The organism is Sorangium sp. So ce176 (assembly GCF_051519835.1).
GTDB lineage: Bacteria > Myxococcota_A > Polyangia > Polyangiales > Polyangiaceae > Sorangium > Sorangium cellulosum_G.
In genome coordinates, this window is the sequence record NZ_CP150371.1 from 10,702,044 (window position 1) to 10,720,270 (window position 18,227).

At 73.4% G+C, this 18,227-nt stretch carries 10 protein-coding genes; 1 reads left to right on the forward strand and 9 read right to left on the reverse strand.

What is annotated here, in order from left to right; all coding sequences use genetic code 11:
* Positions 1-96 precede the first annotated feature (96 nt).
* The 4 genes from WMF42_RS40470 to acnA all read right to left on the reverse strand — a co-directional run bounded on the left by WMF42_RS40470 (position 97) and on the right by acnA (position 7,521).
* Positions 97-1,119, reverse strand: a complete 1,023-nt coding sequence (locus WMF42_RS40470) for a hypothetical protein (protein WP_199694112.1) — start codon at positions 1,117-1,119, stop codon at positions 97-99.
* The gene (locus WMF42_RS40475) at positions 1,116-3,095 is read right to left on the reverse strand and encodes an ATP-binding protein (RefSeq protein WP_199694113.1); all 1,980 of its coding nucleotides are present in this window, start codon (positions 3,093-3,095) and stop codon (positions 1,116-1,118) included. The genes WMF42_RS40470 and WMF42_RS40475 overlap by 4 nt, the downstream gene beginning before the upstream one ends.
* 242 nt (positions 3,096-3,337) lie before the next feature.
* Positions 3,338-4,639 carry a serine--tRNA ligase gene (gene serS / locus WMF42_RS40480; protein WP_437688376.1) on the reverse strand — a complete coding sequence of 434 codons (1,302 nt, stop codon included), beginning with the start codon at positions 4,637-4,639 and terminating at the stop codon, positions 3,338-3,340.
* A gap of 128 nt (positions 4,640-4,767) precedes the next feature.
* The gene (acnA, locus tag WMF42_RS40485) at positions 4,768-7,521 is read right to left on the reverse strand and encodes an aconitate hydratase AcnA (RefSeq protein WP_437688377.1); all 2,754 of its coding nucleotides are present in this window, start codon (positions 7,519-7,521) and stop codon (positions 4,768-4,770) included.
* 61 nt (positions 7,522-7,582) lie between these two features.
* Here acnA and WMF42_RS40490 point away from each other — a divergent pair, with 61 nt between their 5' ends.
* The gene (locus WMF42_RS40490) at positions 7,583-8,431 is read left to right on the forward strand and encodes an SOS response-associated peptidase (protein ID WP_081426931.1); all 849 of its coding nucleotides are present in this window, start codon (positions 7,583-7,585) and stop codon (positions 8,429-8,431) included.
* Positions 8,432-8,453: 22 nt separating this feature from the next.
* Here WMF42_RS40490 and WMF42_RS40495 read toward each other — a convergent pair whose 3' ends face one another.
* From WMF42_RS40495 to ald, 5 genes are all read right to left on the reverse strand, one after another.
* Positions 8,454-9,224 carry a hemerythrin domain-containing protein gene (locus WMF42_RS40495; protein WP_061611846.1) on the reverse strand — a complete coding sequence of 257 codons (771 nt, stop codon included), beginning with the start codon at positions 9,222-9,224 and terminating at the stop codon, positions 8,454-8,456.
* 418 nt (positions 9,225-9,642) lie between these two features.
* Positions 9,643-11,937 carry a sulfatase-like hydrolase/transferase gene (locus tag WMF42_RS40500; RefSeq protein ID WP_233562546.1) on the reverse strand — a complete coding sequence of 765 codons (2,295 nt, stop codon included), beginning with the start codon at positions 11,935-11,937 and terminating at the stop codon, positions 9,643-9,645.
* A gap of 142 nt (positions 11,938-12,079) precedes the next feature.
* Positions 12,080-15,724, reverse strand: a complete 3,645-nt coding sequence (locus tag WMF42_RS40505; protein ID WP_437688378.1) for a response regulator — start codon at positions 15,722-15,724, stop codon at positions 12,080-12,082.
* Between the two features lie 236 nt (positions 15,725-15,960).
* A complete protein-coding gene (locus tag WMF42_RS40510; RefSeq protein WP_233562544.1) occupies positions 15,961-17,058 on the reverse strand; it encodes an isocitrate/isopropylmalate dehydrogenase family protein in 1,098 nt (365 codons plus the stop codon).
* 17 nt (positions 17,059-17,075) lie between these two features.
* Complete coding sequence (gene ald, locus WMF42_RS40515; RefSeq protein ID WP_061612459.1) at positions 17,076-18,188, reverse strand: alanine dehydrogenase; 1,113 nt, start codon at positions 18,186-18,188, stop codon at positions 17,076-17,078.
* Positions 18,189-18,227 lie beyond the last annotated feature (39 nt).

The following is an 18,227-nucleotide window of genomic DNA, read 5'->3' on the forward strand; positions in this document are numbered from 1 at the left end:
CCGGGTGCGCAGCACGTCGCGCTGGGCAACGCCGCCCATGCGCGCACCGAGCCCGGCCTCTGCTAACCGCACGCGGTGAGGTGCGTCCGGCGCGGATCAGGCGCGGATCGTCACGCCGTGGCCGCGGTCGTCCGTGAGGATCTCGAACGCCGCGCGCCGCGCCGTCGTCAGGGTCTCGACCCCGACCTCGCGGCCGAGGCTCTTCCGCCGCAGCGTGACGGTGCAGGCCGCGATCTTCGTGTTCAGGCAGTGCTTCACGCCGCCGGGCGGGTTCCTGTAGGCGAGGCCGACGAAGTCGCCCGGCTGCGCGGAGATCTGCCCTTCGACGCTCAGCCCGGCGGTCTCCGTCCGGAAGCGCCAGGTGAAGTAATCGAACGAGGCCTCGGCGCGGACCGCCCGGACCAGGGAGCTCAGCGCGATCTCCTCGCCCCGGTGGCGCAGGACCAGCGGCGTCATGCTCGGCGTCCAGAGCGGCCCGACCTTCAGCCGGGCCGTCGCGACCTCCAGGAAGCTGTCCGGGTGGCTGTCGAAGCCCGCTACCTGCCCCCAGGCGTACAGGTCCGTGTGCTTCGTCCCCCAGTTGTGGTTCTGGCTCCCCACCCAGCCCGACACGTCCACGTCGCGCCCGGAGACGCGGAGGACGCCGCTGTAGGCGCAGAGCGGCGCGCCCACCAGCGCCTTCGCCTTCGGCAGCGGGGCGTCGTAGAGCGCCCCCGGCAGCAGCAGGAGCGGCTCCCCGCCGCCCTCGTACGCGAGGTCCCAGGCGATGGCGTCCTCCCCCTCGCCGACAGCGCCGGCGAGCTTGCCGGGGCGCAGGCGGGCGCCGTCGACGTCGACCGAGAAGGCGTCGCCGGCGAACGAGCAACGCCCGGCGAAAGGGACCTCGCGCTTGGCGACCGCGTGGCGCCCCGACTCGCCGTCGAAGTAGACGGCCCAGAGCTCGCCCTCGGCGGCCTCGGGCCGGCCATCGGGGCTGAAGAGCGTGTACCGGATCCAGAAGGCGAGCGGGCGCGTCGGGTGGTTCGCGCGCTGGAAGAAGCTCTCGTAGAAGCCCCCGCGCTGCCCAGGCCGGTAGCGCGCGTGGTTCACCCGCTCGCGGAGCGCCCTCGCGCCCGTCACCTGGCGCCCCGCTTCTGCCCGCCGCTGAGGAGGTCGGCGATGACCCGCTCCAGGTCGTCGAGCGAGATCGGCTTGGCGATCTTCGCGTTGTCCACCCGCTCGACGAACTCGCGCGCGGTCGGCGTGAAGGCGCCACCGGACATGAAGGCCATCTTCGGCTGGAGCTGCGGGAACCGCTCGCCGATCTCGTCGTACAGGGCCATCCCGCTCATCTGCGGCATCAGCAGATCGCAGACGATCGCGTCGATCTGGCCGCCGCGGTCCCGCAGCAGGTCGAGCGCCTCGTGGCCGCTCTTCGCCACGAGCACCTCGTGCCGCTCCTCGAACGCGCGCGCGAACGCGTTGAGGAGCATCGGCTCGTCGTCGACGAAGAGGATCGTCCCGCGCGACGAGGAGCGCGGCGGCTCGGGCGGCGGCCGCAGCGCGGGCAGATCCGCGGGGTTGAGCCCGGTCAGGCGGATCGTGAAGACGGTGCCGATGCCGGGCTGGCTCGACACAGTCATCGTGCCGTACTGCTCCTCGACGATGTTGCGCGACACCCAGAGCCCGATCCCCGGGCGGGCGCTCTCTTCCTTCGTCGTGAAGAACGGGTCGAAGATCCGCTCGACGACCTCGGGGGTCATGCCGCGCGCGTTGTCCTCCACCTCGATGTGGTGCACCCCGTCGTCGAAGCGCGTCGTCACGCGCACCATGTTCTCGTCGCGCGGGCGGTTCGGCATCGCCTGCGCCGCGTTGATGAACAGGTTCACGAACACCTGCGAGAGCTTGCCCGGGTAGCCGACGAGCGGGGGCATCTCGCCGTACCGGCGCTCGATGCGGCAGAGCTGGCTGAGCTGCGGGCCGGTCATGCGCAGCGCGAGCTCGATCACGTCGACGAGGTCGACCCGCTCGGGCTTGCGCTCGCTGCTGCTCGAGAAGAGGTTGAGGTCCGTCACGATGTCCCGCATCCGCTCGACGCCCGCGAGCGCCTCGTGGCAGGACCTGTCGATGAGGTCGATGGCGCGGAGCAGGTCCTCGTACGAGCCCGAGGCGACGGGGCGCGCCGCGGAGACGAGCTTGTGCGCCCCGCTCCGGATCTGCTCGAGGTTCGCCATCACCCACGCCATGGGGTTGTTGAGCTCGTGCGCGACGCTCGCGGCGACCTGGCCGATCGAGGCGAGCTTCTCGCTGTGGAGGATCTGCGCGCGGCGCGCGACCTCCTCGGTGACGTCGCGCATCAGCGCGAGCGAGGCGTCCTCGCCGTAGAGCCGCGTGATCCGGACCGTCATGACCTTGGTCAGGCCGGCGCGCGTCGCGCAGCGGACGGTGGCCTCCCGCGGCGCCTCGGCGCGGGACGCGCTCATCACGAGCGCGCGCAGGACCGGCACGTCCGCCGCGACGGCCAGCGCGGTGATCGGCCGGCCGATCCAGGCCTGCCGCGAGTGCCCGAAGAGCACCTCGAACCGCACGTTCAGCCGCGTCAGCATCCCCTCCTGATCGATCGTCGCGAGGACGTCCGACGAGAGCTCGACGATCTCGCGGTAGCGCTCCTCGGAGGCGAACAGCGAGCGCTGGGCGTACGCCTCGGCGAAGCGGTGCTCGAACTGGAGCAGCAGCGCGTCGACGGCGCGGAGCACGTCGATCGACGACGAGCCGTCCGTGACGCCCTCGTCGTGCGTCGTGTCGAGCACGCCCGCGACAGCGGTGCGGAACTCGGAGGCGGCGATCAGCGGGCCGCTGATCGAGTAGCCGGTCGCGTAGCGCTGCTCGACGAGGTGCGTGATGAACTGGTCGAGCAGCTCGGCGCTGCCGTCCTCGAGGATCCTCATGAACGCGGCGAGCCAGGAGCGGACGTTCTCCGTCACCTCGCCCACGGGCCGGTCGGTGTACCGGCCGCGCTCCGGCGGCAGCGCCAGCACGTTCTCGATCCAGTCGTCGATCAGCTCGTCCTTGTGCCGCTTGCAGAGCTCGAGCAGCCGCCGGCGCGCGAGCGCCATGGAGGTCTCCGCGTGGCTCGGCGCGTGGACCGGCGGCGCGTGCGAGCGGCGTTCGCCGTCCCCTCCGTCGCGCGAGCTCCTCGGTCCTGGGAGCTGCGACCGGCGTTCGCCGTGCCCTCCCTCGCGCGAGCTCCTCGGCTCAGGCAGCTGCGACCGGCGCTCGCCCTCTCCTCCCCCGTCGCGCGCGCCCCTCGCCTCCGGAAGCTCGCGCCTGGCCTCCTCGTCCGCTGCCATGATGGATGCTACCTGCCGCGGAGGACCTCGCAGCCCATGAACGCCCGGAGCGGCTCGGGGACGACCACCGTCCCGTCCGCCTGCTGGTACTGCTCCAGGATCGCGATGACCGTCCGCCCGACCGCGAGCGCCGACCCGTTCATCGTGTGGACCAGCCGCGGCTTCGCCTTCGGCTCCGGCCGGTAGCGGATCTGCGCGCGGCGCGCCTGGAAGTCGCCGAAGTTCGAGCAGCTCGAGATCTCGCGGTAGACCCCCTGGCCCGGCAGCCACACCTCCAGATCGTAGGTCTTCTGCGAGCCGAAGCCGAGATCGCCGGTGCAGAGCGCGGAGACGCGGTAGTGCAGGCCGAGGCGCTTCAGGACCTCCTCCGCGTGCGCTGTGAGCAGCTCGTGCTGGCGCGGCGAGTCCTCCGGCGCCGAGAACCGCACGAGCTCGACCTTGTCGAACTGGTGCTGCCGGATGAGCCCCCGCACGTCGCGCCCGTGGCTGCCCGCCTCGCTGCGGAAGCACGGCGTGTACGCCGCGTAGGCGATCGGCAGCGACGCGCCGTCGAGGATCTCGTCGGCGTGCAGGTTCGTCAGCGGGACCTCCGCCGTCGGGATGAGGTAGAGGTCGTAGGCCCTGTCCGGGTCGCTCTTCTGCGTCTTGAACAGGTCCTCGGCGAACTTGGGGAGCTGGCCCGTGCCGAACAGCGCCGAGTCCTTCACGAGGAACGGCGGCAGCACCTCGAGGTAGCCCTGCTCGCGCGTGTGCAGGTCGAGCATGAACGAGATGAGCGCCCGCTCGAGGCGGGCGGCGGCGCCCATCAGGACCGTGAACCGCGCGCCCGAGATCTTCGCCGCGCGCTCGAAGTCGAGGATGCCGAGGGCCGTGCCGATGTCCCAGTGGTTCTTCGGCGTGAACGAGAAGCTCGGCCTCTCGCCCCACGTCCTGAGGACCACGTTGTCCTGCTCGCCCGCGCCGTCGGGCACCGACGGATCCGGCAGGTTGGGGACGCCGGAGAGCAGCTCGGTCATGCGCCTCTCGAGCTCGGAGACGACCTGCTCGGCCTCCTTGATCCTCGCGGACAGGGCCTTCAGCTCGTCGCGCTTCTGCGCGAACTCGGGCGATTTCTTGTCGAGGCGCGCCATCGCGTCGTTCGCCGCGTTGCGCTGCGCCTGCCACCCCTCGAGCTCCTGGATCCGCGAGCGCCGCGCGCTGACCGAGGAGGCGAAGTCGTCTCCGAGGGTGGCGGCGGCGGCGGGCGAGCGACGAGCAAGCGCCGCGCGCACCTCATCGAGGTGATCTGCGACGTGGCGGGGATCGAGCATGCGCCAGGGTTTAGCCGAAGCGCGCACGGGCGTCAGCAGCCGCGACGCGGCGCGCCCTGATTACGGCGGGGTCCGCTCCCCGCCGGCTGCAGCTCCAGCGCGCGCGGGGAGCGGCGTGTCGAGCGGCGCTAGGCCGAAGCGCCCAGGCTGCGCAGCACGAACTGGAGGATGCCGCCGTGCTGGTAGTAGTCGACCTCGTTCGGCGTATCGATGCGCGCGGTGACGGTGAACGTCGTCGTCTTCCCGCCCTCGCCGGTCGCGACAACGTTCAGCTTCTTGCCCGGCGTGAGGTTGTCCGAGATGCCGCCGATCTCGAACACCTCGCGGCCGGTGAGCCCGAGCGCGGACGCGTCCTCGCCCGGCGCGAACTCGAGCGGGAGCACGCCCATGCCGACCAGGTTCGACCGGTGGATGCGCTCGAAGCTCTTCGCGATGACCGCGCGCACGCCGAGCAGCTTCGTCCCCTTGGCCGCCCAGTCGCGCGACGACCCGGTGCCGTACTCGGCGCCCGCGATCACGAGCAGCGGCACGTTCTCCGACTTGTACCGCATGGCCGCGTCGTAGATCGTCGTCTTCTCGCCGTCGGGCAGGTGCACCGTGATGCCGCCCTCCTCGCCCGCGCGCAGGAGGTTCTTCAGGCGGATGTTCGCGAACGTCCCGCGCATCATCACCTCGTGGTTGCCGCGGCGGGCGCCGTACGAGTTGAAGTTGGCCGGCGTGACGCCGTGCTCGCCCAGGTACTTCGCGGCGGGGCTGTTCTTGGCGATGTTGCCGGCCGGGGAGATGTGGTCGGTCGTCACCGAGTCCCCGAGCAGCGCGAGCACGCGCGCGCCCCGGATGTCGGTGAGCGGCGCCGGGTCCTTCGACAGCCCGTCGAAGAACGGCGGCCTGCGCACGTACGTCGAGGCCTCGTCCCACACGAACGTCTGGCCGCCAGGGACCGACAGGTTCTGCCACTCCTCGTCGCCGGCGAAGACGTTCTCGTACTGCACCTGGAACTGCTCGGGCCGCACCGCCGTCCGGATGGCCTCGCTGACCTCGGTCGAGCTGGGCCAGATGTCCTTGAGGTACACCGGCTCCCCGTTGCGGTCCGTGCCGACCGGCTCCTTGAAGAGGTCGGCGTCGACGTCCCCGCGCAGCGCGTAGGCGACCACGAGCGGCGGCGAGGCGAGGAAGTTCATCCGCACGTGCTGGTTGATGCGGCCCTCGAAGTTGCGGTTGCCCGACAGGACGCTCGCCACGACGAGGTCGTTGTGGCGGACCGTGTCGCCGATCACGTCCGGCAGCGGCCCGGAGTTGCCGATGCACGTCGTGCAGCCGTAGCCGACCAGGTGGAAGCCGAGCGCCTCGAGGTACGGCAGGAGCCCGGCCTGGCGCAGGTAGTCGGAGACGACCTTGGACCCGGGGGCGAGCGAGGTCTTCACCCACGGCTTCACCGTCAGCCCGCGCTCGACCGCCTTCTTCGCGAGGAGGCCGGCGCCGAGCATGACCGCCGGGTTCGACGTGTTCGTGCAGGACGTGATCGCGGCGATCACGACCGAGCCGTGGCGCAGGGTGTAACGCGTGTCGCCCTCGGTGACGTCCGCCGGGCGCATGACCTTCTCGAGCGCGGGCGCGCGCGCGGCGCTCGTGCCTGTCTCCTCCTCGAGGAACGCCTTCACCGCGGCCGGGTCGGCGGCGGTGAACTCCTTCTCGAGCATGCTCTGGAGCGAGGTGCGGAAGGCGCGCTTCGCGTCGTGCAGCCTGACGCGGTCCTGCGGCCGCTTCGGGCCGGCGATCGACGGCTCGACGTCGCCGAGGTCGAGCGAGAGCGTGTCGCTGAAGACGGGGTCCGGGGTGTTGTCCGTGCGGAACAGCCCCTGCTCCTTGTAGTAGGCCTCGACGAGCGCGACGAGCGGCGCGGGCCGGCCGGTGAAGCGCAGGTAGGCGATCGTCTCGTCGTCGACAGGGAAGAAGCCGATGGTGGCGCCGTACTCGGGCGCCATGTTGGCGATCGTGGCGCGGTCCGGGAGCGAGAGCGCGCTCAGGCCGGGGCCGTAGAACTCCACGAACTTCCCGACCACCTTCTTCTGCCGCAGCATCTGGGTGACCGTGAGGACGAGGTCGGTCGCTGTGGCGCCCTCGGGCAGGGTGCCGTGGAGCTTGAAGCCCACGACCTCGGGGATGAGCATCGAGAGCGGCTGGCCGAGCATCGCCGCCTCGGCCTCGATGCCGCCGACGCCCCAGCCGACCACCCCGAGCCCGTTGATCATCGTTGTGTGCGAGTCGGTTCCAACGAGCGTGTCCGGGTAGGCCAGCGTGCCCTGCCGCATGACGGCGCCCGCGAGGTACTCCAGGTTGATCTGGTGGCAGATGCCCTGGTCGGGCGGCACCACGCGGAAGTTCGTGAACGCCTGCGCTCCCCAGCGGAGGAAGGCGTAGCGCTCCTCGTTCCGCTCGAACTCGAGCGCCGCGTTCACCTTCAAGGCCGTCGAGGACGCGAACCGATCGACCTGGACCGAGTGGTCGATCACGAGGTCGACGGGCTGGAGCGGGTTGATCTTGAGCGAGTCGCCGCCGAGCTTCGCGAGCGCCTCGCGCATGGCCGCCAGGTCGACAACGGCCGGGACGCCCGTGAAGTCCTGGAGCAGCACGCGCGCGGGGTGGAAGGCGATCTCCTGCGACGGGCGGGCCTTCGGGTCCCAGTTGAGGACGGCCTCCACGTGGTCCTTGCGCACGACACGGCCGTCCTCGTGGCGGAGGAGGTTCTCCAGCAGGATGCGGAGCGAGAACGGGAGCTTGTCGAGCGAAGCGCCGCCCTGCGCCAGCGAGGTGAGCTTGTAGTAGGTGTATGTATCGGCTTGAACCGTCAGCGTGCTCTTCGTGCCAAAGCTGTCCACCATGCGGCCTCCTCCAACGTCCGGAGCGCCCTTGTAGGCGCGCCGAAGGCGCTAATCTAGTGTTATGTGTGCGCGCTTTACCCTCGCCGTCCCGGACTTTGCTGCCCTTGTGGCGATGCTCGAGGCGTCGCTGGGCGCGGGCGCCGGCCCCGCCCGCGCGATCGACGCCGACCCGAAGGCGGCCGCCCGCTACCGGCCCCGCTACAACATCGCCCCTTCGACCGTCCACCCCGTGCTGCGCGCGCAGGACGGCCGCCGCGCGCTCGTGCCCGCGACCTGGGGCTTCGTGGGGCGCTTCGCCAGGGGTAGCGCGGGACAGACGCTCCTCGCGAACGCGCGCGCCGACGGCGCGCGGACGAAGCCGACCTTCCGGGAGGCGTTCGCGGCGCGCCGCTGCGTCGTGCCGGCGGACGGCTTCTACGAGTGGACCGGGCCGAAGGGCGCGCGGCGTCCGACGTGGTTCCACCCCGCGGGCGGCGGGCTGCTCCGCATGGCGGGGCTGTGCCAGCCGGCGAAGGACCCCGACACGGGGGACGTCGACGTCCGCTTCACGATCCTGACCACCGAGGCGAGCGCCGACGTCGCGCCTGTCCACGACCGCATGCCGGTCCTCCTGGACCCCGGGGACGTGGACCTCTGGCTCGGCGTCGACGGCGCGGACGTGGACCGGGCCGAGGCGCTGCTCCGGCCGGCGCGTCCCGGCACGCTCGCCGCGCGCCCGGTCTCGCCGCGGGTCAACTCGGTCGGCCACGACGACCCTGCCCTGCTGGAGGAGGTCGCGGCGGAGGCCGCCGCCCCCAGGGCTCCTGCTCCGAAGGCCGCCGCCCCGAAGACCGGCGGCACGCTTCCGCTGTTCGATCTGGAGGGTGGCGCGGGGCCCGCCGTCCCCTCCGGACGGACCTCGCGCCGCTGACGTTCGCTGACGGGCGCCGGCGTCAACGCGCGGAGGCGCTGCTCGAGCGACCGCCCTTGCGGCCCGTGCGGGTCGTCTTCGCCGGCCGGCTCGGCTTTCGCGCGGGCGTGGCTCGCCCGGTCTTCGCCGGCGCCGTCTCGGCTGCCTTCTTCCGCCCGGTCGTGGGCGCGGCCGCGGCGCCGCGGCGGCCCTTCTGGGCGCCCCGCGCCGGCTCGGCGCGCTGCGTCGACGCGCGCTTCGCGGGCGGACGCTTGGCCGCCGTGGCCTTGCGGGCCGCCGGCTTCGCCGCCCGGCTGCGGCGGCTGGTGGTGGTGGCGGGCATGCTCTTCGCGACGCTCTGGCTCAGGAGCGCCTTGACGTTGCCCTCGCGCACCTGGACGAAGCGCGACTCCAGGCGGTTGCCGAGCTCCTCGAGGCGCTCGGCGCCCATGGCGCTCTCGAGCTGAGGGAAGAGCTCCTGCTCCTCCTCCTGGACGTGGTGCTGCACGAGCTCCTTGAGCACCTCCAGCCTGGCGTGAAAGCTTTCGTCACCCGGGTCGGTGCTGAGCAATTTCTGCAACATGATGTGAACGAGGGAGTGCTCCTCGTACGAGGTCGGGATCAGGGGGGAGGCGCCGAGCGCCTCCCGGGACTCGGGGTAGAAGATCTCCTCCTCGATGGCCGAGTGGCCCACGAGGCTCGCCACCAGCTCGTCGCGGAGCGCGTTGATCTCGTTGCCGCTGGCCTGCGCCATGCGCTCGAAGAGCTCGTCGACTTCCTGGTGCTGCTCCTTCAATAGGTCGGTCGCCTTCATGCGGGGACTCCTCTCACGGAAAGATGAAGCGCCGTCGAGGCGCTTTGCCCTGTGCGGCTCTCGGCGTTTGCGTGAAGCATGCCAGCCGCCCGGCGCGCGCGGAGCGCGCGCATCACGCGCACGCCGGCGCGCGTGGGGCGAGCGCGTCACGCGCACGCGCGGGCGCGGGCGTACGTCGCTCGGCGCGCGCGGGGCGCTGGCGTGCGTCGCTCGGCGCGCGCGCGGCGGGGCATGATGCCTCGCGGCGGGGCATCATGACGTCGCGCGATCGCGCTCTCGCGCGGCCTGCGCGATGTCGCGGACGCCCTCGCTCGCGCCGGCGCGCCGCCCGGGCTCCGTCAGCGGGCTCTCCTCGCGAGCGCTGGCCGCGTCGGCCGCGGGCGCGCGTCGCGCTGACCTCATTGCGCGTCCCGGGCCCTCATTGCGCGCCCCAGACGTTGAGCACGGCCGCCGTCTCCGCGTCGATCGTGGCGGGCTCCCGCTGCGCCGCGGGCGCGCGAACGGACAGGTCGAACGTGACGGTGCGCCGGAAGAGGGCCATGGTGGCGAGCGGCATCACGTCGCGGCGGTTGAAGGCGCAGGTCGGGTCCACGTCGAGGTCGCAGAGAAAGGGGGGAACGCCGAGCCGCCCCGAGAGCACGAGGTTGCCCCAACGCGTGGAGTAACGATCGCCGAGCCCGGCGATCTGGGGCTCTCGCTCGACGCCCTCGAGGCCCGAGGCGACGGCCGCCAGATCCTTCCCGAGCGGTTTGCGGGCGAACGAGAGGCCGAGGGAGGCGATCGCTGTGCGCGTGATGTCGATGATCTCGGTCGGGGCAGAGACGCGCTGGCCGGCGTAAAGGTCACCGGGAAAGTGGACATAAAGCGGGAGCGCCAGGACCGGCTCCTGGAGGTCCAGGCCCTCGGCGTAGAGCGTGCCGTCGGAGCGGCCGCTGGCGAGGTCGCCGGTCACGATGAAGAGGGTCTCGTCCCACAGGCCGGCGGTCTTGAGGGTCCCGATGAGGTTGCCGAGGGCGCGGTCCTGGCCGGCGAGCGCGATGGTGAAGAGGTCGCGGATGCGGTCCCTGTCGTCGGGGCTGAGGACATCGCGGCGCCGGTTCCGCAGCCTGGCCAGCACCTGGGCGGCGCGGCGCGGCTCGATCGGGCCGGCGTAGTCGGCGGGCTTGAGGGCGTTCAGCTCCTTCGGGCTGACCTCCCAGGGCGGGTGGCCGCCGCGCGCGTGGACGAACGCGAGCAGGCGGTTCGAGGAGTCCTGGCGGACGGTCTCGCTGATCCAGGCGGCGGCGGCGTCGATGGGCGTGGTCGCGGGCTCACCGCTCGTCGGCGGGTGCTCGAGGACACGGGACCAGCCCGGCCCGAAGCCGAACGCCCGGAAGGTGGTGGGGACGCCGGTGAAGAACCCCGTCCGGACGCTGCTGTCGCTCGCGATGGCGCCGATGGTCGTCGTGCGGGCGGGGAGGCGGGCCCCGGTGTCGGTGACTGTATGCGCCGACGGCGGCAGGCCGGTGAGCAGCGACGCGATCACGGAGGACACGACCGTGCTCGGCGCCCGGTGGTGGTCGAACGTCGTGGCGGACGCGGCGAGGTCGGAGAGCGCCGCGAGGCGCGGCTCCGGGCGAGCGCTCCAGGGGGGCAGATCGGGCCGCTCGACCCCGTTCAGGGCGACGATCACCACGGCGCGCGCCGGGGGCACGGACGGCGGCGGCTCCGGCGATCCGGCGAGGACGGGGTCGCCGAAGAGGACGCGCGCGCCGCGGGTCGCGGCGGCGGCGCGGAGCTCGAGGGAGATGAGCGAGCCCGCGAACGGCGCGAGCGGCAGCTCGACGTCGGTCCAGGTTGCCTTGTCGCCGCCCTCGACGTGGACGCGGTGGAGCACCATGGGCTCCTGGCCGTCGCGCAGGATGCGGATCTCGGCGTCCCCTTCACCGGAGCCCAGCACGCCGACGGCGGTGCGGAGGCGGCTCGTCCTGGAGGGGCGGAAGGCGCAGCGGACGGCGCCCGGGGCGCGCAGCGCGATCGACCGGTGCGGGACGCCCGACAGCGCGGCGGCGGGCGCGACGACGTCGCGCAGGGTCGGGGGGCCGTAGGTGGACGGGTCCTCGTCGGGGATGCCGACGCGGACCCAGTCGACGTCGGCGAACGACTCCCCCTCGCGCAGCCGTCCGGAGAACCGCACGGTGAGCGTGTGCAGGCCGGGGTCGGCGGGGAGCGAGGTGATCGAGGTCGAGGCGATGCGGAGCTGGTCGCGCTGGAAGCGGAGCGTCCCGAGGAGCTGGTCGTCCAGGGAGACGGTGGCGTACCGGGAGGCGAGCCCGACAGCGCGGGCGGACACGAAGATAGGGCTCGCGGACGGCAGGACGAACGTGAGCCTGATCTGCCGCTCCGAGATGCGCGCCCAGGTGGAGCCGTTGTGCTCGACGGCGCGGATGCCCGTGGGCGCGCTCCCCTGCCAGGCGAAGCGGCCCAGGAGCGCGCCTGCGCCGGTGTCGAACAGGAGGCCTCGGTGCTCGAGGTCGCAGATCGGCAGCTCGTCGACGAGGTGCACGAGGTCGCGCGCCGGGGGCAGCGGCGCCGCCGTGGGGGTGGCCGACGCCACGACGGCGCCGGCCGGGAGGTCGCGGGGGGACGACTCGCACCCGGTGCAGCCGGAGAGGAGCGCGGCCGCGGCGGTGAGGAGCGCGAGCGCGGGAGAGGGGTGGGGGGTTCGGGTCACGCGGGCGCGCACGGGGCGTGCTCTATCACGACCGGCGTTCCCTGCCCGTGGCTGGGCGCGCAGGGGAGCGCGGGCGGTTCGGCTGCCTGCGCGGCGCGTCGGGCGATGGTCAGCGGCGCCACGGCGGCGCGTCGGGCGATGGTCAGCGGCGCCACGGCGGCGCGATGCGGAGCCGGGTGAGGCGGCCGGCCTTGACGAGCGCGAAGCGCACGCGCTCCTCGTCGCGGAGCTTCGCCCGGATCTCGTAGACGCCGGCCTTCGGGGCGAGCGGCAGCTTGACGCTGCCGGTGCCCACCTTCCGCCCGTCCACGAAGAGCGTGTCGCCCGATCCGGCGGTCACCTCGAGCATGCCGTGCCCCTCGGGCACCTTGTGCCCGGCGGGGAGCGGCAGGTCCTCGGGGAGCGCGGGGTTGGCCGTTGTCTCGCCGACCGGCCCGGCGGCAACCCCTGTCGGCGCGGCATCGACGACGGCCGGCGCGACGGCGGCACCCGGCGCGACGGCGACGGCCGGCGTGACGGCGGCGCCGGGCGTGCCGGCTGCAGCAGGCTCGGTGGCGGGCGGGCTCGGCGGAGGGGCGGCCAGCGGGGCGCCCTGCAGCTCGTGGTCGCGCGACAGCCGTGCGCCCACGGCGAAGACGAACGCCGCCACCGCGAAGAGGACCCACATGGTCATGCGGTTGTCGCGGGCCGGCGGGAGCTGCGTGGGCACGTAGGCGGACGGGCGGCGCACCCGGCGGGGCGTGGGAGACTCGTCGATGGCGGGCGCCGGCGCGGGCGCTGCGGTCCGCGCAGCGGGCGGGGCGGGCGTCTTGAGCGCCGCGGGCGCCGGAGGCGGCGCCTCGACGACGGGCGGGGGCCGGAGCGACCCCAGCGTCACGAGCCGCTCAGGCTTCGGGTACTCGAGCACCGGCAGCGTGGCGCCTGGCCGGCGCGGCGCCGGCGCGACGCCTGGCACGGCCGGCGTCACGCTCGCCAGGGCCGCGGCCTCGGACGGCGTGGTCCACGTCGCCCGCGCGCTCAGCACATCGCCCTGGATCTCCGCGAACTCCCGGGGGATGCGGGCGCTGGCCAGCGCCTTCGCCTCGATCGTGCGCGCGCTCGCGAGCGCGAGCGTCTCGTCCTCCGCGTCGACCGACACCACGGGGATGGAGGCCGCTGAGCCGGACGACGGCACCACAGAGATCGGCGCCGCCGAGCCGGGCGCGGACGCCGCCGAGATCGGCGCCGCCGAGCCGGGCGCTGCCGAGATGGACGCCACCGAGATGGGCGCTTCCCAGCCGGGCGCCGACATCGAAGAGATCGGCGCCACCGACCCGGGCACCACCGTGACCTGGTCGTCGGCGAGCTCGAAGGGCGCGCGCGACGAAACGACCGCCGCATCGCCGCCGAGCTCAGGCGGCGGGGCGACCGCCGGAGCAGCCCGCTCCGGCGCGCGCCGCACGCCGCGGAGCGTCTCCTCCTCGTACGTCACGGCGGGGGCGAGCAGGTCGTCCCCGTCGCGGCCGATGACGCGCCGCACGCCGCCGCGCGCCGCGACGTCGTTCAGCACGTCCTCGACCAGGCTCGCGGCGAACTCCCCCGAGGTGATGACCGACCGCGGCGAGATCCCCCGCGCGAGCGCCCGCAGGAGCGACCGCGCCGGCTCGGGCGTCGCGTCCGCGGTCGCGCCCATCCCCTCCAGATCCAGGATGACGCGCTCGACCTGCATCAACGGCGGCCCGTGGAGCAGCCGCTGGGCGGCCCGGGCCGCGGCGATCGCGGGCACGAGCTGCTCGGCGAGCGTCCCTTCGAACCCGGGTCGCGGCGGCGCCGCGAGCTCGCTCTCCGGCGCCGGCGCCACGGCGAAGCGGCCGGAGCCGACGCCGAGAAGCGCCGCGAGCACCGAGGGGCCGCGGTGGAACGTCCCGTCCTGCGCCGTCCGCGTCGCCCCTGCGGGGCGGCCGTCCTTGATCAGCACCTCGTACAGGAACGCGGCGTCGCGCACCGACACGAGCGCGTCGGGCCGGTGCGCGCAGGAGAGCGACAGCAGCGTCCGTGTGGTCATGCCGTCGAGGCGCCCGCGCACCTCGCCGCCCGTCGCGATGCGCTCGGCCACGCGCCTCCGGCCCCGGAGGACCTCGTGCACCCGCTGCACGAACGCCGCGGCGCTCGCCTCCTTGCGGAGGTAGCCGTCGGCCTGGGCGCCGAGCTCGCGGAGGCGCTGGAGCAGGTCCTCCTTCCAGGACAGCAGGATGACCGGCACGTCGCGCAGCGCCACGTCGCGCTTGAGGGCGCGGCAGAGCGCGAAGCCGTCGAGGCGCGGCATGAGCACGTCGCTCACGACCAGGTCGGGCGTCGTCTGGTGCGCGAGGTCGAGCGCCCGCGCGCCGTCGTGCGCCTCGTGCACTGTCGCCCCCGCGGCCCGGAGCACGCCGGCGAGGAACCACGTCACCGCCGGATCGTCGTCCGCGACCACGATGTCCATCGCGCCGAGCGCCGTGACGCCAGGCTCCGCGGCGAACGCCCTGGCCCCGCGCGCAGGCGCCTTCGCGCGGACCTCGCTGGGCTGCCGGGCGCGCTCGCCCTCGGCGGCGGTCGGCGCGCTCATCCACGGCGCGAGCGGCAGCGCGCCCTCCGGCCCGTTCGGCGAGAACCGCACGCCGCCCTGCGAGCGGATCGTCACGAGGTCGCGGATGCGCGCCACGGCGCCCCAGAGCGCCGCGAGCACCTCGGCCCCGTCGCCGAGATCCACGTGCGTCCCGCGGCTCCTCGGCTCTGCGGCGTCGCAGAGGCCCCGGCGCAGCTCCTCTGCGAGGCGCGCCCCGAGCTCGTCGAGGCTCACCGCCCCGAGCGGCCCGCGCGCGGCGCGCGCGTCGTCAGAGCGCACGCAGGTCGCGGCGGCCTCTGCGGCGGCGCGGCGGAGCGCGTCGGGCGACGCGGGCTTCGCGAGCACGCGCGCGGCGCCGAGCGCCACGTAAGGGGCCGCGTCCTCCGGCCGCGCGAAGCGCCCGACGGCGACCACCGGGACCAGGTCCGTCAGCGGATCGCCGGCGAGCGCCTCCGCGAGCCCGCGCGCTCCCGGCAGGTCCGCGTCGAGCAGGACCACGTCCGGCGCGAACGCGCGCGCGAGATCGATGGCCGTGTCCACCTCGTCGGTCCGCTCCACCTCGAACGACGGCCCCACGTCGGCGTCGCCCGGATCGAGCGCCTCGGCGAGCGGCGCGCCGCCCACGACGAGCGCCGTGATCGGCGCCTCGAGCGCCGCGGTCTCCGGCGCCTTGGCGTGCCCCGCCGGCTCGGCCGGCTTGGCGCTGCGCAGGCCGGAGGAGCGCGGGCTCGCCTCCTCGTCCTCGTCCATCGTGAGCGGCTCGGGCGCCAGCGCGCGCCCGCTGCTCACGTCCGCGATCCAGGTCGCGCCCTGGGCCTTCGCGCCGCCTGCGTCCGCGGCTTCCTGCCGGGCTCCTGCGCTTCGCGCGATCGGCTGGCTCACGGACGCCTGCTCGCGCGGCGCCGGCGCGTGCTCGCCGACAGCCGACTGCCCCCAGGCGAGCGCGGGCAGCTCCTCGAGCACCTTCCGCAGGGCCGCCGCTGCCTCGCTGGTCAGTCGCGCCCCGTTCGCGGCGACGAGCTGCGACTCCCCTTCGGCGAGCCGCTCGGACACCCGCACGAAGCGCAGGAGACGCGCCCCGGCGCCGAGGGAGTGCAGGCGCCGCTTCAGCTCCGCGACGAGCCGCGGCGCATCGTCGTCTGCCTCGATCCGCCGGACCATGGCGCGGAGCTCGGCCACGTGGCGACCCAGGTTCGCCACGAACTCGGCCCGCGCCCCGCCCAGCCGCTCGTGCCGAGCTTCGCCAGCTGCATTGCTACGCGGTCCCGCGTGCTCCACCGCCCTCGATCCTACGCCCATTGGCGGTCCCGTATCACAGGAGGATCGGACACCCGAACTTCTCGGCGATCGGTCCCTCGCCGGCGGCCCCCACCCCGGGGTCGCCTCAACCCCGGTCGGTCGCCTCAACCCCGGTCGGTCGCCTCAACCCCGGTCGGTCACCCCGACCCCGGCCCCAACTCCGCGGCGATCTGCTCCCGGACCCATGCCCCTGCGGCCCGCGTTCCGAGCGTGCCGCCGACGTCGACCGTGCACATCCCATGATCGAGCGCCTGCGAGACCCAGCGCTCGATGCGCCGCTCTTCCTCGGGCCACCCGAGGTGGGCGAGCAGCAGCCCCGCCGTGAGCATCGCCGCGAACGGGTTCGCCACGTCCTTGCCGGTGAGCGGCGGCGCCGACCCGTGCACCGGCTCGAACAGCGCCACCCGCGCCGGATCGGACGCGTGCACGTTCGCGCTCGCGGCCATGCCGAGGCCGCCCTGCAGCGCCGCCCCGAGGTCGGTCACGATGTCGCCGAACAGGTTGTTCGTCACGATCACCTGGAACTGCGACGGATCCTGGATCACGTACAGGCACAGCGCGTCCACGTAGACGTGGTTCGACTGGATTTCCGGGTACTGCGCCCGCACCTCGTGGAAGACGCGCAGCCACAGCTCGTGCGCGTGCCGCATCGCGTTCGACTTGTCGGCCATCGTGACCCGCGTCCGGCCGTTCGCGCGCGCGTAGTCGAACGCCGCGCGGATGATCCGCTCGACGCCCTTCCTCGTGTTGATGTCCTCGTTGATCGCGACCTCGTCCGCGGTGCCCCGCTTGAACTGCCCGCCGACCCCGACGTAGATGCCCTCGGTGTTCTCCCGGAAGACAACGAAGTCGATGTCCTTCGCCGTCCGGCCCTTGAGCGGGACGAGCCGGTCCGACAGCGCCCGGACCGGCCTCACGTTCGCGTAGAGGTCGTAGCCGAAGCGCATCCCGAACAGGATGTCGCGCGCGTGCTCGAGGTTCGGCACCCGCGGATCGCCCAGCGCGCCGAGGAGCACCGCCGAGCACTCGCGCTGGATCGCCACCTGGATCTGGTTCGGGAACGTCGTCCCGTCGCGCAGGTACCGGTCCGCGCCGAGGTCGAGCTCCCAGAGATCGATCGGCAGCCCCGCTCGAGCCTGATAGAGCTCGAGCAGGAGCTTCGCCTCCGCGGTGACGGACGGACCGATGCCGTCGCCGCCGATGATCGCGATCTTCTTCCTCTTTCCGGCTGCCACGTCGTCGCGCTCCGGGCTCAGCCGAGCGCGCGTTCGACCGGCACGTACTCCAGCCGGTGAGCCGCCGCGACGGGGCCGTAGGTCACGTGCCCGCCGTGGGTGTTGATGCCAAGGGCCACCGCCCGATCGGCCTTCGCCGCGGCGACGATGCCCTGGTTGGCGATCGCCACCGCGTAGCCGATCGTCGTGTTCGTGAGCGCCCACGTGCTCGTGTGCGAGACAGCGCCGGGCATGTTGGCGACGCAGTAGTGCACGACCCCGTGCACCTCGTAGGTCGGGTGGTCATGGGTCGTCGGGCGGCACGTCGCGATGCAGCCCCCCTGGTCCACGGCGACATCGACAACGACCGTCCCCTTCTCCATGTGGCGGATCAGCTCCTCGGTCACGAGCAGCGGCGCCTTGGCGCCCGGCACGAGCACCGCGCCGATCACGAGATCCGCGCGCTCGCACATCGTCTCGATGTTCTCCGCGTTGGAGTAGAGCGTCTCGATCGCGCCCCCGAACACGTCCTCGAGGTAGCTCATCGTCTCGGCGCGGACGTCGAGCACGGTGACCTGCGCGCCCATCCCGACAGCGATGGTCGCCGCGTTGCGCCCGACCACGCCGCCGCCGAGGATCGCCACGCGGCCGCGCCGCGTCCCGGGCACGCCGCCGAGGAGCACGCCCTTGCCGCCGCGCTCCTTCTCGAGGCACGACGCCCCGACCTGGACCGCCATCCTGCCGGCCACCTCGCTCATCGGCCGGAGCAGCGGCAGCGAGCCGTCCTCGTGCTGGATCGTCTCGTACGCGATGCCTGTCACGCCGCGCCTGGCGAGCTCCTTGGTGAGATCGGGCTCGGCGGCCAGGTGCAGGTAGGTATAGAGGAGGAGCCCCTGGCGGAAGTGGCCGTACTCGGAGGGGAGCGGCTCCTTCACCTTCACGACCATGTCGGCGCTCCACGCTTCCGCGGCCGACCTCGCGATGAGGGCGCCCGCGCGCCCGTAGGCCTCGTCGGAGATCCCGCTGCCTTCGCCGGCGCCGGACTCCACGAGGACCTTGTGCCCGTGCCCGACAAGGGCCCGGACGCCCGCCGGCGTCATGCCGACGCGGTACTCACGTGTCTTGATCTCCTTGGGGACTCCGATCAGCACGACGTGCGCTCCTCTCCCCGCCGGACTGCTCGAGGCGTG